Below are 16,441 nucleotides of genomic sequence, written 5' to 3' on the forward strand. Positions count from 1 at the left end.
TGTCCTGCACGGCCTGTTCTTCGTTACGATTCTGGGCACTTATCTGGCGGAGAAGCTGCAAGACCTGAAGCTTTCACCGCCACCCGACCTCGAATACCCAGACATCATCGAATGGTCAAAACCTCTTCCGCCCGAGCAGTGGGCAATTCGTTCGGCAGAACTGGAAGCTGCCTTGGCAAAGCATTCAGAGATCATGCAGTAGAACTAGTGACCCGCCATTCAAGCAGGTCACTCTTGCGTGACACTACTGACGCATGCCGCGCCCGCTCACCAGCAGCCGTGCACAACCGACATACAGCACGAGGGTCGCGACGATCATGAATGCCAGGGCGATGCTGATCTTGATGTCGGAGACGCCCAGAATGCCGTAGCGGAAGGCGTTGACCATGTGCAGGACCGGGTTGGCCAGCGAGACGGTCTGCCAGAACGGTGGCAGCAGGTTAATCGAGTAGAACACGCCGCCCAGGTAGGTCAGCGGGGTCAGAACGAAGGTCGGGATGATCGAGATGTCGTCGAAGTTGCGTGCGAACACGGCGTTGATGAAGCCCAGCAGCGAGAAGATCGTCGCCGTCAGCACGACCACGATGATGGTTACGCCGAGGTGATGCACTTGCAGGTCGGTGAAGAACATCGACAGCATGGTGACAATGAAGCCCACCATCAGGCCCCGCAGCACGCCGCCCAGGACATAACCGACCAGGATGGTGTGCGGCGAAACCGGCGAGACCATCAGTTCTTCGATGGAGTGCTGAAACTTGGCGCCGAAAAAGCTTGAGACCACGTTGCCATAGGAGTTGGTGATCACCGACATCATGATCAGGCCGGGCACGATGTACTGCATGTAGGTGAAGCCGCCCATATCACCGATCTGACGGCCGATCAGGTTACCGAAGATGACGAAGTACAGGACCATGGTGATCGCGGGCGGCAGCAGGGTCTGCGGCCAGATCCGCATGAAACGGTGGATTTCGCGATAGACGATGGTTTTCAGGGCAACCAGGTTAGGGCGCAGTTCGCCGTTTTGCACAGTCATAGCGCCACCTTCGCCAGGTTCTTTTCAACCAGAGACACAAACAGCTCCTCAAGACGATTGGATTTATTGCGCAGGCTCAGCACTTCGATGTTCTGGAACGCCAACTGGCTGAACAACGCGGTAATGCCGACATTCTTGTCGACCTGGACTTCCAGCGTGTGGCTGTCCAGCAGGCGGCAGGGAAAGCCGGACAACTGCGGAGCGCTCTGCCAGGACTCCTTGAGGTCCAGCACGAACGTCTCGACGGTCAGCGTGGCGAGCAATTGCTTCATCCCGGTGTTCTGAACGATCACCCCGTGGTCGATGATGCCGATATTGCGGCACAGCTGCTCGGCCTCTTCCAGGTAGTGAGTGGTCAGGATGATGGTGATGCCTTGCTTGTTCAGCTCGGTGAGGAAGGTCCACATCGAGCGGCGCAGTTCGATGTCCACGCCCGCGGTGGGCTCATCGAGGATCAGCAGGCGCGGCTCGTGAATCAGCGCGCGGGCGATCATCAGACGCCGCTTCATGCCGCCGGACAGCGAACGCGAAGGCACATCGCGCTTGTCCCACAGGCCCAGTTGGGTCAGGTATTGCTCGGCCCGCTCCTTGGCGATCTTCGCCGGGATGCCGTAGTAGCCGGCCTGAGTCACGACGATGTCGAAGGTCTTCTCGAACTGGTTGAAGTTGAACTCTTGCGGCACCACGCCAATGCAGCGTTTGAGCGCAGCGGGCTCGCGATCCAGATCGTGGCCGAAGATGTTCACCGTTCCGCTGGTCTTGTTGACCAGCGTCGAGATGACACCGATGGTGGTGGATTTGCCTGCGCCGTTAGGGCCAAGCAATGCGAAGAAATCACCTTCAGCAACGTCCAGGTCGATGCCACTCAAGGCCTGGAAACCGTTGCCGTAGGTTTTGGTGAGCTGCCGAATGGACAGAGCAGAAGACATATCGGAAGAAATACCCATCAGGAAAAAGGAAATGAATCTGACTGGAAACAGCCATCGTCCGTAACGACCCAGCCAGACAATGGTGCTCGGCCGGGCGGTTCAAGTACAGACACATCTGTTAATAGTACATATCAAGCGCCGGACATGACGCCAGCCGAGCGCCATCAGGTCAACGGGCTCATCACCGCCTTGCGATACGCCGGGCGGGTCTTGAGGCGTTCATACCAGGCTTGGAGGTGAGGCAGCGGCGGACGTTCAATCGGCATTTCGAACCAGCCGTAGGCAAAGCAGCCCAAGGGAATATCCCCCATGCCGAATGCCTCACCGGACAGATACGGCTGACGGGAAAGTGCTTCATCGGCGACCAGCAGCAGACCATGCAGCGTCTGGATGCCTTGCTCGATGGCCGCCCAGTCCTGTTTGTCGGCCGGCGTTCGCACCACACCCCAGAATAGCGGGCTGAACGGGGCGGCAATGGTCGATGTGGTCCAGTCCATCCACTTGTCAGCCAGGGCGCGCGCCTGCAGATCCGCCGGATAAAGGTCGGAATCCGGGGCGTGGCGTGCTGCCAGATAACGCACGATGGCGTTGGACTCCCAGAGCACAAAGTCGCCGTCTTCGATCATCGGAATACGGCCGTTGGGATTTTTAGCCCTGTACTGCGCTTCGTTGACCAGCCCGAATGCGCCACCGGCATCCTGCGTTTCGTACGCAACCCCGACTTCCTCGGCAATCCAGAGTGCCTTGCGCACGTTGCTGGAATTTTTCCGTCCCCAGATTTTGAGCATTGCGTTCCCCTCGCATAGCACTGAACAATGAATGCCGCTGACATGGATGCCACTGAATGCATCGCACTGAGCGATAGTGTGCTGATCAGTAATGTCCTGAAACCAACCACACGCCAGTCTACCCGGATCCTGCGGCAACTTCCTCGTCAAGCGAGGGTCACTATCGTTGTCGCCCCACCACTGCCTGGCGACCAGTTTCCTGATAGCTGCCGAGACGGCTGTCCTCACGGAGGAATACCTATGCTGTTGTTGTGGATTGTAGTGCTGGTCGTCGGCATTGCCTGGCTGGCTCATCGACGTACCGACCCGCTCCCGGCGCTTGGTGTGGTGGCAGTCTATCTGCTGGCGATGGGCATGTTCAGCCACGCGCCGGGATGGTTGCTGACAGTATTCTGGTTGCTGTGGCTGGCGGTATTCATACCGTTGATACTGCCTGATCTGCGCCGCAAGCATTTCACCGCGCCGATGTTCAACTGGTTCCAGAAAGTGTTGCCACCCATGTCGGAAACCGAGCGCGACGCGATCGACGCCGGGACGGTCTGGTGGGACGGCGAACTGTTCAGCGGTCGTCCGGATTGGGACAAGTTGCTGGCTTATCCAAAGGTCCAACTGACTGAGGAAGAGCAGGCTTTTATTGACGGCCCGACCGAAGAGCTCTGTGCGATGGTCAGCGACTGGGAGATCGGTCAGGCGATGGACCTGCCGCCCGAAGCCTGGGCGCACATGAAAACGCACGGTTTCTTCGCCCTGATCATTCCCAAAGAATTCGGCGGCAAGGGCTTTTCGGCCTACGCCCATTCTCAAGTGGCCATGAAGCTGGCGACCCGCAGCGGCGATCTGGCGTCCACCGTGATGGTCCCCAACTCTCTCGGCCCTGCTGAATTGCTGCTGCATTACGGCACCGACGAACAACGCAATCACTACCTGCCGCGTCTGGCTCGTGGTCAAGACATCCCGTGCTTCGCTCTGACCGGCCCGCTCGCCGGTTCCGATGCGGGCGCGATGCCTGACACCGGTATCATCTGCAAAGGCCAGTGGCAAGGCGAAGAAGTCATCGGCCTGCGCCTGACCTGGGAAAAGCGCTACATCACCCTCGGCCCGGTGGCGACCCTGCTCGGTCTGGCGTTCAAGGCTTACGACCCTGAGCACTTGCTCGGCGAGGAAGAAGACCTGGGCATTAGCCTGGCGCTGATCCCGACTGACACGCCGGGCGTCGAAATCGGCCGTCGTCACCTGCCGCTGGGCGCTGCGTTCATGAACGGCCCCAACTCGGGCAAAGATGTGTTCGTGCCGCTGAGCTACCTGATCGGTGGCCAGCCGATGCTGGGCAAAGGCTGGATGATGCTGATGAACTGCCTGTCGGTGGGTCGCTCGATCTCGTTGCCTGCAGTGGGCACCGGCGCGGCCAAGTACACCAGCCTGGTCACCGGCCAGTACGCCAAGGTGCGCGAGCAATTCAATGTGCCGTTGTCGGCATTTGAAGGGATTCAGGAAGCGCTTGCGCGCATCGGCGGCAACGCCTGGCTGATGGACAGCGCGCGCATGCTGACCGCCAATGCAGTCGATCTGGGCGAAAAGCCATCAGTACTGTCAGCGATCCTCAAGTATCACCTGACCGAACGCGGCCGCGAGTGTATCGGCCACGCGATGGACGTGCATGGTGGCAAAGGCATCATCATGGGCCCGAACAACTACCTGGGTCGTAACTGGCAAGGTGCGCCGATCTTCATCACCGTTGAAGGCGCCAACATTCTTTCGCGCAACCTGATGATCTTCGGCCAGGGCGCCATCCGCTGCCATCCGTTCGTACTCAAGGAAATGGCGCTGGCCGGACGTGAAGACAAGCAACAGGCACTGGCCGAGTTCGACACTCTGCTGCTCAAGCACATTGGCTTTGCAGTCAGCAATGCGGCCAGCACGCTGATTCTTAACCTCGGCTTCGGTCACTTCGAACGCGCGCCGGGCAACAGCCTGAGTCAGGGTTATTTCCGCGCACTGAACCGTCAGGCCGCAGCGTTCGCAATGCTGGCGGACTTGAGCATGATGCTGCTGGGCGGCGAACTGAAGCGCCGCGAACGCCTGTCGGCACGTCTCGGCGATGTGCTCAGCCACATGTATCTGGCTTCGGCAGCCCTCAAGCGCTATCACGATCTCGGCTCGCCGGATCACATGAGCCCGCTGTTTCGCTGGGCCATGGAAGAAAGCCTCGGCCATTCGGAGCGCGCGATGGACGAGATTCTCAGCAACTTTCCCAACCGGATTCTCGGCGGATTGCTGCGCGCTGTGGTGTTCCCGTTCGGCCGCCGCCACAAAGGGCCGTCGGACAAGCTGTACGCCGAAGTTGCCCAGGTGCTGGGCCGCAGCAAGGGTGATCCGACCCTGGAAGAGTTGCTGGCTGGCTGCTATCGCCCGCAGTCGGCAGACGATCCGGTCGGCGCCCTGCAACATGCCGTCGACCTGCTGAGCACTGCGTACCCGCTGCACAAGAAACTGCAAGTGGCACTCAAGAGTGGCCAGGTCAAACCCGAAGCAGGCGAACACGCCATCGACGCGGCATTGCGCCTCGGCGTGCTGCAAGCCGATGAGGTGCAGACCCTGCGGGCCGCCGAGGCGGCGCGGCGTGTGGTGATCGATGTGGATGATTTCGACAAGGAAGAACTGACCCTGACTGCGGGCAAAATCCGCTAACCATCAGGTCAACCCCCACAGCAGGCGCGCAGGGCTTTATACTCTCGCGCCTGTTTTTGCATTTGAGGATTACCCGATGGCCGACGCCACTCTCGACTACCAACTAGGCCTGCTGGCTCATCTGCGCAGCATTCTGGTCGCGCTGGGCGAGGCCGAGCAGGTTCCGGAAGAAAGTCATGCGCTGTTCATGGAGCGCTTCGACGATCTGGTCGAACAATTGCCGCTGGACCCGATCGAAAGCCAGTATCTGGGGCAGGATATTCTGTGTCAGGTGATTCAGCGTTACCCGCAGATCGCCCATCTGGTGCCTCGCGACCTGCTGTGGTTTTTTGCCGGTGACTGTCTGCACTTCATGCCGGATGACGAAATCGAGCTGTATCAGGCACTTGAAGAGCGCCGTTACGAAGCCGAGCAGAACGACGAGCCGTTTGACTGGAATCAGGAAAAACAGCTACTGGCGATGTCTGCGCAAGGCAGCACCCACTAACGTGCCAAGGCTGCTTTGGCAGCCTGTGTTCTCCCCCGCCATTACCGCCCAGTACAGTCGACCTATCGATAAATACGATTATTTCGTTCCGGGATTTGAATCTGTTTATCGATAATGCGGGCATACCATGACACTCACTGTCACCTGATCAGGAGTGCTCTGCTTTCATGACTCAATTTCGTAAAGTGCTGTCCATCCACGCGGGCCAACCTGCCTCGGACGGCGCGGGTGTGCGCCTGACACGCGTGTTTGGCGGCAAGGGCGTCGAGCAATTCGACCCTTTCCTAATGCTCGACGAGTTTGGCTCGGACCAGCCCGATGACTATATCGCAGGCTTCCCGCCCCATCCGCATCGTGGCTTCGAGACCGTGACTTACATGCTTGAAGGACGCATGCGTCATGAAGATCACATGGGCAACGTCGGCCTGCTGCAAAGCGGCGGCGTGCAATGGATGACTGCCGCGCGCGGAATCATCCATAGCGAAATGCCTGAGCAGGAAGAAGGCACCATGCGCGGCTTTCAGCTGTGGCTGAACCTGCCGGGCAAGAACAAGCTGAACGAAGCCAGTTATCAGGACATACAGCCGGAAAACGTGCCTCGCCTGACCACTGAGTCCGGTATCGAGGTGGTGGTGATCGCGGGTCATTTCGACGACGGCACTGTTCGCCAGGCAGGTGCGGTGCAGCGCCCGGACACCGAACCGCTTTATCTGGATGTTCATCTGCCAGCCGGCAGCCGCATCAGCCCGGTCGTGTGTATGAGGGCAGTATCGACGTTACGGGCAACAACCAACCGATCGGCACGCGCCAGATGGCGCGCTTGGCCGATGAAGGCGCGTTGCAGATCAGCAGTGCCGGTGGTGCAAGGGTGCTGTTGATTGCAGGCAAGCCCTTGCGTGAACCGATCGTGCAATACGGGCCGTTTGTGATGAACACCAGAGAAGAGATCGAACAAGCGCTTCGCGACTTTCGGGAAGACCGTTTGACGGCTTGACGCGCGTCCTTTGCCGGCATGACCGAGAACCCGTTGTTCAATCCGGCTTCTCGGTCACACTAGGGTCTGTTCCCGATTCATCGCGAGCCGCGTTGCTGGGCCAAATCTCGCCAGGCCAGGCCAGGCCANCGACGCATGGCGAGATTTGGCACGCAACCCGAAGGGTCGGGCCTGTTTTGCCGCGATGAAACGGGAACAGACCCTAGGCCAGCCTCAAGAATCGCTTCAGCTCAGCGCCCTGGGCAAGCGCATCATGGCGGCCCAGCTCGATCAACTCGCTGCAGTAGCCCGACTCGAACAACAGATAACTGAGGACACTGGCGCCGCTGCTTTTGGTTGCACCCGGGCCGCGCATGAAGGTACGCAGTGCCGGCGGCAGTTCGCGACGATGCCGGGCGGCGATTTCATCCAGTGGACGGCTTGGGGAAATCACCAGCACTTCAACCGGCTCCATGCCCGGCTGCCTGATCTGATCATCGGGCAGCAGCGCACTGGCCATGTTCAGCCGTTCCAGCAATTCGATATCGCTTTCGAGGTTGTCGATGAACGTGCTGTTGAGCATGTGACCGCTGATCTGCGCCAGCGTAGGCTGCACGCCGCTCGGCGGACGCGGTGCCGGCCTGTCGGTCTTGAGCCCGCGCGGGTTACCGCTGACGCCGACCACCAGCACGCGATTGGCCCCCAGGTGCAGTGCCGGGCTGATCGGTGCCGACTGCCGCACGGCGCCGTCGCCAAAATATTCCTGGTCCAGCATCACGGGGGCGAACAGCAAGGGAATGGCCGAACTGGCGAGCAGATGATCGACGCTGAGTTGCGTAGGACGGCCGATACGTCGATGACGCAGCCAGGGTTCGATAGTGCCCCGACCTTGATAGAACGTGACCGCCTGCCCCGACTCGTAACCGAAGGCGGTCACCGCCACCGCGCGCAGGTGGTGGGCATCGATGGCAGCGTCGATCCCGGAAAAATCCAGACGCTCGTTGAGCAGATCCCGCAACGGTGAGCTGTTGAGCAAGGCCACCGGAATATTTCGGCCGAAGCCCATCAGGCTGCGTCCGAAGAACCGGCTGGCCTGATGAATCACCCCGGACCAGTCGCTGCGCAACACCTGATGACTGCGAAATGACTGCCAGAACTCCGTCAACTGGTGAATGGCGATGCGAAAATGCAACGCGCCGCTGGCCAGTTTCACGGCATTGATCGCGCCTGCCGAGGTGCCGACGATGACCGGAAAGGGATTGGGCGACCCGGCAGGCAACAGGTCGGCGATACCTGCAAGAACCCCCACTTGATAAGCGGCACGTGCGCCGCCACCTGACAGAATGAGCCCGGTCACGGGCTCGACTTGACTGCTCACAGCACTGCTCACAACGGCGGGTTCTGGCATCTACAACTGACCTCGATGATCGAAGACGCTTTTTACTTATGCTTGTTGTATAGCTTCGGTTCACCGGGCGGTCGACTTTTGAAACGTCGATGGGCCCAAAGATATTGTTCCGGGCATTCGGTCACGGCTTTTTCTACCCACTGGTTGATGCGCAGGCAATCGGCTTCGTCGCTTTCACCCGGAAAATCTTCCAGCGGTGGATGAATCACCAACCGATAACCGCTGCCATCGGCCAGACGCTGCTGGGTGAAGGGCACCACTTGCGCACGGCCCAGTCGGGAAAACTTGCTGGTGGCGGTGACGGTTGCCGCCTGAATACCGAACAGCGGCACGAACACGCTCTGCTTGGCGCCGTAGTCCTGATCCGGCGCATACCAGATGGCCCGCCCGGCGCGCAGCAACTTGAGCATGCCGCGCACATCGTCGCGCTCGATGGCCAGTGAGTCGAGGTTGTGACGCTCGCGCCCGCGACGCTGAATGAAGTCGAACACCGGGCTCTTGTGCTCGCGGTACATGCCATCGATGGTGTGTCGCTGGCCCAACAGCGCCGCGCCGATCTCCAGCGTGGTGAAGTGCAACGCCATCAGAATCACGCCCTCGCCTCTCTGCTGAGCCTGTTGCAAGTGTTCAAGCCCTTCGACCTGTGCCAGCTTTGCCAGGCGTTTTCTGGACCACCACCAGCTCATGGCCATTTCAAAGAAGGCGATGCCCGTGGAGGCGAAGTTTTCTTTCAGCAGGCGCTCGCGCTCGGCAGCGGACAAATGCGGGAAACACAGCTCCAGATTGCGTGAAGCAATGTTTTTTCGATCAGTGGCCACGCGGTACATGATCGCGCCCAGCGCACGACCCATGACCAGCAGGACCCGAAACGGCAACTGAACAACCAGCCATAAAAGCCCCAGCCCCAGCCACAACGGCCAGAAACGGGGATGAAGGAAACTGGCTTTAAAGCGCGGGCGATCCATTTGGGCTTCCGTCAGAACAAAGGCCGCGCATTCTACAACGGTTCGACCCGCTTGCGGCTCGCGGGCGTTCTCGCTATAAGTCTCGGCACTTTTAGCGACAAGCTGTTGTGTATATCAACCATGAGCCAGATTGAATCGCAAAACCCGGAATCCGTATTTCAGCTCAAGGGCAGCATGCTCGCCATCACCGTGATGGAGCTGACCCGAGCCAATCTCGAAGCGCTCGACAGGCAACTGGCGGCGAAAGTGGCGCAGGCCCCCAACTTCTTCAGCAATACACCGCTGATTCTGGCGCTCGACAAGCTCGCACCGCACGAAGGTCCGGTGGATTTGCCCGGCCTGGTGCGCATCTGTCGCCAGCACGGCCTGCGCACCCTGGCGATTCGTGCCAATCGCATCGAAGACATCGCCGCTGCCATCGCCGTCGACCTGCCGGTGCTCCCGCCGTCCGGCGCCCGTGAGCGCGTGCTGGACCCGGTCGAAGCCGAAGCGCCGAAGAAAATTCCGGAAAAACCGCCTGAACCGGTCATCAAGCCAACCCGGTTGATTACCGCGCCAGTACGCGGCGGTCAGCAGATTTATGCCCAGGGTGGCGATCTGGTGGTGGTTGCGCCAGTCAGTCCCGGTGCGGAACTTCTAGCTGATGGAAACATCCATGTGTACGGCCCGATGCGCGGCAGGGCACTGGCGGGTATCAAGGGTGACACGCGGGCACGGATCTTCTGTCAGCAACTGAGCGCCGAGCTGATTTCGATCGCCGGGCAGTACAAGGTCTCCGAGGACCTGCGCCGCGACCCGTTATGGGGTTCGCCGGTCCAGATAAGCCTTTCGGGTGATGTGTTGAACATCATTCGTCTTTAACGGATACTGCCGCAATTTTCAAAGTGTCTCTGTTTCGCCGCGAAAAGGTCGTCAAGGCTGTAGGAAATCCTGAAAGCATTGTTTTTCAGTCGGTATATGAGTTGAAAGTAGTAGCCGGGTGCTAGCTTTCCAGGACCATGCCTGTTGATTTCCAGAATACTTCGACCCCCGTTGCGTCACGAGATGCTTCTCAGGACTAACTGTCCTTTTTCATCTAGGGGTGATTCACCTTGGCCAAGATTCTCGTTGTTACATCCGGCAAGGGTGGTGTGGGCAAGACCACTACCAGCGCCGCCATCGGTACAGGTCTCGCACTGCGTGGCCACAAGACTGTCATCGTCGACTTCGACGTCGGCCTGCGTAACCTCGACCTGATCATGGGCTGCGAGCGTCGCGTGGTGTATGACTTCGTCAACGTGGTCAATGGCGAAGCCAACCTGCAACAGGCTTTGATCAAGGACAAGAAGATCGAAAACCTGTTCGTGCTGGCCGCCAGCCAGACCCGTGACAAGGATGCACTGACCAAGGAGGGCGTAGAAAAAGTCCTCATGGAATTGAAGGAAACCTTCGAATACGTGGTCTGCGACTCGCCGGCCGGCATCGAGACCGGTGCTCATCTGGCCATGTATTTTGCCGATGAGGCGATTGTCGTGACCAACCCTGAAGTCTCGTCGGTACGCGACTCCGACCGCATGCTGGGCCTGCTGGCCAGCAAATCGCGTCGCGCCGAGCTGGGCCAGGACCCGATCAAGGAACACCTGTTGCTGACACGCTACAACCCTGAGCGTGTGAGCAAGGGCGAGATGCTGGGCGTGGAAGACGTCAAGGAAATCCTCGCGGTGACCCTGCTGGGTGTGATTCCCGAGTCCCAGGCGGTTCTCAAAGCGTCCAACCAGGGCGTGCCGGTCATTCTGGATGACCAGAGCGATGCCGGTCAGGCGTACAGCGATGCGGTCGACCGCTTGCTGGGCAAGACACTTGAGCACCGTTTCCTGGATGTGAATAAGAAAGGATTCTTTGAACGTCTGTTCGGGGGTAAATGATGAATATTTTTGACTTCTTTCGTGACCGCAAAAAAGAAAGCACGGCCTCGGTCGCGAAAGAGCGTCTACAGATCATCGTTGCCCACGAACGTGGCCAGCGGAGTACGCCAGACTACCTTCCTGCCCTGCAGAAAGAGCTGGTGGAAGTGATCCGTAAATACGTCAATATCGAGTCCGATCAGGTTCAGGTCGCTCTGGAAAGCCAGGGCAGCTGTTCGATTCTGGAACTCAATATCACCCTGCCCGATCGCTGATCAGGCAGTCGCTGGCGGCGGTATCGGCGCACTTCTCTGGAAGCCGCGCCTTTACCGCCGTTGGCGTTTCTAGCGTTTCGAGGCCGTTGCATGCCGTTGTCGAACATCCGCATCATCCATCAGGACGCTGCCGTTCTGGTGATCGATAAGCCCACTCTGCTGCTTTCCGTCCCCGGCCGTGCCGATGACAATAAGGATTGCCTGATTACCCGCCTGCAGGAAAACGGTTTTCCTGAAGCCCGCATTGTCCATCGTCTGGACTGGGAAACGTCCGGCATCATCCTGCTGGCGCGTGACGCCGACACGCATCGCGAACTGTCCCGCCAGTTTCATGACCGCGAGACCGAAAAAGCCTATACCGCACTGTGCTGGGGTCAGCCGTCGCTGGACAGCGGCAGTATCGACCTGCCTTTGCGTTACGACCCGCCGACCAAGCCGCGCCATGTGGTGGATCACGAAGGCGGCAAGCATGCGCTGACGTTCTGGAAGGTTATCGAGCGGCATGACACGTATTGCCGGGTCGAACTGACACCGATCACCGGCCGCTCGCATCAATTGCGTGTGCACATGCTGTCGATCGGGCATCCGCTGCTGGGCGATGGTCTGTACGCCCATCCCGAGGCGCTGGCGGCCTATCCGCGCCTGTGCCTGCACGCCAGCATGCTGAGCTTCACGCATCCGGGCACGGGCGAGCGCCTGACTTTCGAGTGCCCTGCGCCGTTTTGAACGGCGACTGGGTTGTCTTGCGCACTGCATACGCGCAATAGATTCTCGTGCCAACACTCTACGTTGACGTGCTGTTCGTGACGCTACGCGTCACAGATCCCCGATGCGGCGCGACGTTGTGTCTTACCCGTAGTTGCTGCCACCAAAGTGCTTTTTTATCGCGAAGGCATGAACGACGCAGATTGCGACGTAAGTGACGGCTGAGTCCTGACACTGATCCGGGGGATGCGAGGCAGGACGCCGAGCAAGCTGCACCGGGCCANGAAAAGGTGCCTTGAGTCGAACCTTGATCTTTCTGACATTGCAGAACCGCTGTGTGGCGCGGAGCGTCACGAAATCTGTTACCACGCAGTACACGGGAACGAGAATCGGCGGAGGCTCCGCTCCGCCTTCCGCGCTCATCGAGGCGTGTTCATAACGACGAACGCAACTCAAGGCAGCGAATGAGCCAATGCGGTAAACTCGCGTCATTGCTGTCTGGAGCTATTTATGCGCGACGAGTTGAACAAAGGCCTCATCGATTTCCTCAAGGCTTCCCCTACCCCCTTCCACGCCACAGCCACCCTCGTGCAACACCTCGAAGCTGCCGGGTTTCAGCGACTGGACGAGCGTGACACCTGGGCCATCGAAACCGGAGGACGTTACTACGTCACGCGCAATGACTCCTCCATCGTTGCGTTCAGAATGGGCCGCCAGTCGCCACTGACCGGCGGCATCCGCATGGTCGGCGCGCACACCGACAGCCCGTGCCTGCGGGTCAAGCCGCAACCTGAGCTGCAACGTCAGGGTTTCTGGCAACTGGGGGTCGAAGTCTATGGCGGCGCACTGCTGGCACCGTGGTTCGATCGCGATCTGTCACTGGCCGGGCGGGTTACGTTCCGCCGCGATGGCAAGGTCGAAAGCCAGCTGATCGACTTCAAGCTGCCGATTGCGGTCATCCCCAATCTGGCCATCCACCTCAATCGCACCGTCAACGAAGGCCGGGCGATCAATCCCCAGACCGAACTGCCGCCGATTCTTGCGCAAGTGGCGGGTGATGAGCGCGCAGACTTCCGCGCGCTGCTGACTGACCAACTGGCACGCGAACATGGCCTGAACGCCGACGTGGTGCTTGATTACGAGTTGAGCTTCTACGACACCCAGAGCGCGGCGATTGTCGGTCTCAATGGCGATTTCCTCGCCGGGGCCCGGCTCGACAATTTGCTGTCGTGCTTTGCCGGGCTGCAAGCGTTGCTCAACAGCAACAGCGACGAGACTGCGCTGCTGGTCTGCACTGACCACGAAGAAGTCGGCTCGTCCTCTACCTGTGGCGCAGACGGTGCCATGCTGGAACAGATCGTCCGACGCCTGCTGCCCAGCAGCGAGGACTACGTGCGGACCATTCAGAAGTCACTGATGATCTCCGCCGATAACGCGCACGGCATACACCCCAACTACGCCGACAGACACGACGCCAACCATGGCCCGAAACTCAACGCCGGGCCAGTGATCAAGGTCAACAGTAACCAGCGCTACGCCACCAACAGCGAAACGGCCGGTTTCTTCCGTCACCTGTGCATGGCCGAAGAAGTACCGGTACAAAGCTTCGTGGTGCGCAGCGACATGGCCTGTGGCTCGACCATCGGGCCAATCACCGCCAGCCATCTGGGTATCCGCACGGTCGATATCGGCTTGCCGACGTTCGCGATGCACTCGATTCGGGAACTGGCTGGCAGTCATGACCTGGCGCATCTGGTCAAGGTATTGGGCGCATTCTATGCCAGCCACGAGCTGCCATAGTCAGTGAGCCTGCAAACGGTATCGGGACAGCACGCTGTTCCCGCCTACCGTTCGCGGGCGTTCGATAGATGCCCTGTCATAATAAAAATCCGGCGTTCGCCAGTGATAAAGAAAAAAGAGTACAGCGCCGCGCATCCTGTATTTTGTAGAAAAAGGGGACTCCATGTCCCGCACCCTATTGACGTACCCTGTCAATGACTTAATACCGGTGCTTTCGCATGAACGGGTGACCGGCTTTAAACAGAGTCGTCTTCAGGCATATTGACGATATCGTCATCGTCGTTCACGTAATAAGGCATATCCGCCTCAACGCCGTTCTCTCCTGTTTTGGCGACCAGTTGCCGGTATTTCTTACCATCCCATAGCCTGAAGATAAGCGTGGAGTCCTCGCCCCCCGAGAGCGTCGAGCCTTCACTGCCGATAAGCTTGCTGCGTGCGCCGGCTATCAGGACGCTGTTCTTTCCGGCGGTCAACTTGCTTTGGTCTCCCGCCATCAGCGTGCAGTCATTGCCACCGGTTAGTTTGCTTCGATCACCGGCGGTCAGATAACTGTTGTTACCGGCCAGTAACTTGCTGCGATCGCCCGCTGTCTGATTACTGTCTGCACCGGCAATAAGCCTGCTGCGATCACCTGCCATTTGTACACTGAACGCACCGGCAATAAGCGTGCTGCGAAACCCCGCGGTCTGAGAACTGCCCTTACCGGCAATCAGCATGCTTTTGTGCCCGGCAACCTGAATACTTTCATGGCCCGCAATCAACGAACTGCCATAACTTGCAATCTGGTTACTGCCGTAACCTGCGGTCAACGTACTGCGCATGCCCGACGTCAGGCTGCTGCCGTAACCTGCGATCAAGACACTGCGCAGCCCGGCAATCAGCGTACTGCCATAGCCCGCCGTCAACAGGCTTCTGATTCCGCTGGTCAAGGTACTGCCATAACCGGCGATCAGCGAACTGTCTTCTCCGGCAGTTGCCGTACTGCCATAACCCGCCGTCAATGAACTTCCACCTTCTGCAGTTTGCGTACTGCCATATCCAGCCGTGAGGGTACTTTCATAGCCTGCTGTCTGGGTGCTGCCATAGCCTGCAATCAGCGAACTGGCGAAGCCAGCGGTGGACGTACTGCCGTAGCCGGTGGTGAGCGAGCTGTTTTCCTGAGCCGTCTGGGTACTGCCGTAACCAGCGGTCAATGTGCTCTCGTAACCGGCTGTCTGCGTGCTGCCATAACCCGCAATCAGCGAACTGGAATAGCCAGCGGTGGAGGTGCTGCCGTAGCCGGTGACCAGATCACTGCGTTCCTGGGCCGTCTGCGTGCTGCCGTAACCGGCGGTTAACGTACTCTCGTGGCCTGCGGTCTGCGTACTGCCATAACCCGCAATCAGCGTGCTGGAATAACCGGCAGTGGAAGTACTTCCGTAGCCCGTGATGAGCGAGCTGCTGTCCTGCGCCGTTTGTGTACTGCCGTAACCGGCGGTCAATGTGCTCTCGTAACCCGCCGTTTGCGTACTGCCATAACCCGCGATCAATGAGCTGGAATAGCCTGCGGTCGAGGTACTTCCATAGCCGGTGACCAGGTCGCTGCGCTCCTGGGCAGTCTGCGTACTGCCATAACCGGCAGTCAGGATGCTTTTGAAGCCCGCCGTTTGCGTGCTTCCGTACCCGGCAATCAGCGAACTGTTCGACCCGGCGGTTGACGTACTGCCATAACCTGCAACCAGATCGCTGAGTTCCCGGGCGGTCTGAGTACTGCCATAACCGGCGGTCAGCATGCTTCTGTAACTGGCTGTCTGGGTACTGCCATAACCCGCGATCAGCGAGCTGCCCGAACCTGCCGTGCCCGTACTTCCATACCCGGCAATCAAGTCGCTGCCGTCTCTGGCCGTTTGGGTACTCCCGTAGCCCGCCGTCAGAATGCTCTTGTGGCCTGCCGTCTGCGTACTGCCATAACCCGCCGCGATGAAGCTTTGATGGCCAGCCGTGCCGGTACTTCCGTAACCGGAAGTGAGGTTGCTGTCGGCCCCGGCCGTCTGGGTGCTGCCATAACCTGCCGTGAGTTCGCTGCCCTGCCGGGCAGTCTGAGTACTGCCGTAACCCGCGGTGAGCGAGCTGTCACTGCCGGAGGTTTGCGTGCTGCCGTAACCGGCGATCAGGGAACTGTCGGCGCCTGCAGTTCCGGTGCTGCCGTATCCAGCTGTCAGGTTGCTGCCTTCCTGAGCGGTCTGGGTACTGCCGTAACCCGCTGTCATTGCGCTGTCTGCGCCGGAGGTCTGCGTGCTGCCGTATCCCGCAATCAACGAGCTTTCAGAGCCTGCCGTCCCGGTGCTGCCATACCCGGCCGTCAGGTTGCTACCCTCTTGAGCCGTTTGCGTACTGCCGTAGCCGGCTGTCAGTGCGCTGTCACTGCCGGAGGTCTGGGTGCTGCCATAACCGGCAATCAGCGAACTGTCGGCGCCTGCCGTGCCGGTGCTGCCATAACCGGCAGTCAGGTTGCTGCCTTCCTGGGC

The 16,441-nt window shown here is 59.5% G+C and carries 13 protein-coding genes and 2 pseudogenes; 9 read left to right on the forward strand and 6 right to left on the reverse strand.

Annotated features, from left to right (window positions below):
* A pseudogene (locus ABJ99_RS00410) lies at positions 1 to 202 on the forward strand (hypothetical protein); the annotation flags it as partial.
* 42 nt (positions 203 to 244) lie between these two features.
* Here the strand turns inward: ABJ99_RS00410 and ABJ99_RS00415 are convergent.
* From ABJ99_RS00415 to ABJ99_RS00425, 3 genes are all read right to left on the reverse strand, one after another.
* Positions 245 to 1,033, reverse strand: coding sequence for an ABC transporter permease (locus ABJ99_RS00415; RefSeq protein WP_054084129.1), 789 nt, complete (start codon positions 1,031 to 1,033; stop codon positions 245 to 247).
* Positions 1,030 to 1,962 (reverse strand): ABC transporter ATP-binding protein, encoded by a 933-nt coding sequence (locus ABJ99_RS00420; protein WP_054084130.1) that lies wholly within the window; start codon positions 1,960 to 1,962, stop codon positions 1,030 to 1,032. The genes ABJ99_RS00415 and ABJ99_RS00420 overlap by 4 nt, the downstream gene beginning before the upstream one ends.
* Positions 1,963 to 2,126: 164 nt before the next feature.
* Entirely contained in the window at positions 2,127 to 2,750 is a 624-nt protein-coding gene (locus tag ABJ99_RS00425; RefSeq protein WP_054084131.1) for a glutathione S-transferase, read from the reverse strand.
* Positions 2,751 to 2,990: 240 nt separating this feature from the next.
* Between ABJ99_RS00425 and ABJ99_RS00430 the strand changes: the two genes are divergently transcribed.
* The 3 genes and pseudogenes from ABJ99_RS00430 to ABJ99_RS00440 all read left to right on the forward strand — a co-directional run bounded on the left by ABJ99_RS00430 (position 2,991) and on the right by ABJ99_RS00440 (position 6,919).
* Positions 2,991 to 5,438: an acyl-CoA dehydrogenase gene (locus ABJ99_RS00430; RefSeq protein ID WP_054084132.1), complete on the forward strand. Its 2,448-nt coding sequence runs from the start codon at positions 2,991 to 2,993 to the stop codon at positions 5,436 to 5,438.
* A 76-nt stretch (positions 5,439 to 5,514) separates the two neighbouring features.
* Positions 5,515 to 5,925, forward strand: a complete 411-nt coding sequence (locus tag ABJ99_RS00435) for a PA2817 family protein (protein ID WP_007253439.1) — start codon at positions 5,515 to 5,517, stop codon at positions 5,923 to 5,925.
* Between the two features lie 167 nt (positions 5,926 to 6,092).
* A pseudogene (locus tag ABJ99_RS00440) lies at positions 6,093 to 6,919 on the forward strand (pirin family protein).
* Positions 6,920 to 7,121: 202 nt separating this feature from the next.
* On the opposite strand, the gene ABJ99_RS00445 reads toward ABJ99_RS00440, so the two are convergent.
* A complete protein-coding gene (locus ABJ99_RS00445; RefSeq protein WP_054084133.1) occupies positions 7,122 to 8,306 on the reverse strand; it encodes a patatin-like phospholipase family protein in 1,185 nt (394 codons plus the stop codon).
* Between the two features lie 32 nt (positions 8,307 to 8,338).
* Positions 8,339 to 9,271, reverse strand: coding sequence for a lipid A biosynthesis lauroyl acyltransferase (locus ABJ99_RS00450; RefSeq protein WP_054084134.1), 933 nt, complete (start codon positions 9,269 to 9,271; stop codon positions 8,339 to 8,341).
* Between the two features lie 120 nt (positions 9,272 to 9,391).
* Between ABJ99_RS00450 and minC the strand changes: the two genes are divergently transcribed.
* The 5 genes from minC to ABJ99_RS00480 all read left to right on the forward strand — a co-directional run bounded on the left by minC (position 9,392) and on the right by ABJ99_RS00480 (position 13,934).
* Positions 9,392 to 10,132: a septum site-determining protein MinC gene (minC, locus tag ABJ99_RS00455; protein WP_054084154.1), complete on the forward strand. Its 741-nt coding sequence runs from the start codon at positions 9,392 to 9,394 to the stop codon at positions 10,130 to 10,132.
* 230 nt (positions 10,133 to 10,362) lie between these two features.
* The gene (minD, locus tag ABJ99_RS00460) at positions 10,363 to 11,175 is read left to right on the forward strand and encodes a septum site-determining protein MinD (RefSeq protein ID WP_007253434.1); all 813 of its coding nucleotides are present in this window, start codon (positions 10,363 to 10,365) and stop codon (positions 11,173 to 11,175) included.
* Complete coding sequence (gene minE, locus ABJ99_RS00465; RefSeq protein WP_002552653.1) at positions 11,175 to 11,429, forward strand: cell division topological specificity factor MinE; 255 nt, start codon at positions 11,175 to 11,177, stop codon at positions 11,427 to 11,429. The genes minD and minE overlap by 1 nt, the downstream gene beginning before the upstream one ends.
* Before the next feature lie 90 nt (positions 11,430 to 11,519).
* A complete protein-coding gene (locus ABJ99_RS00470; RefSeq protein ID WP_054084135.1) occupies positions 11,520 to 12,155 on the forward strand; it encodes an RluA family pseudouridine synthase in 636 nt (211 codons plus the stop codon).
* A gap of 489 nt (positions 12,156 to 12,644) precedes the next feature.
* A complete protein-coding gene (locus ABJ99_RS00480; RefSeq protein WP_054084137.1) occupies positions 12,645 to 13,934 on the forward strand; it encodes a M18 family aminopeptidase in 1,290 nt (429 codons plus the stop codon).
* A gap of 236 nt (positions 13,935 to 14,170) precedes the next feature.
* Here the strand turns inward: ABJ99_RS00480 and ABJ99_RS00485 are convergent.
* On the reverse strand, positions 14,171 to 16,441 hold a 2,271-nt coding region (locus tag ABJ99_RS00485), incomplete at its 5' end, for a beta strand repeat-containing protein (protein WP_412032771.1).

The organism is Pseudomonas syringae pv. cilantro (assembly GCF_001293775.1).
Lineage (GTDB): Bacteria > Pseudomonadota > Gammaproteobacteria > Pseudomonadales > Pseudomonadaceae > Aquipseudomonas > Aquipseudomonas syringae_P.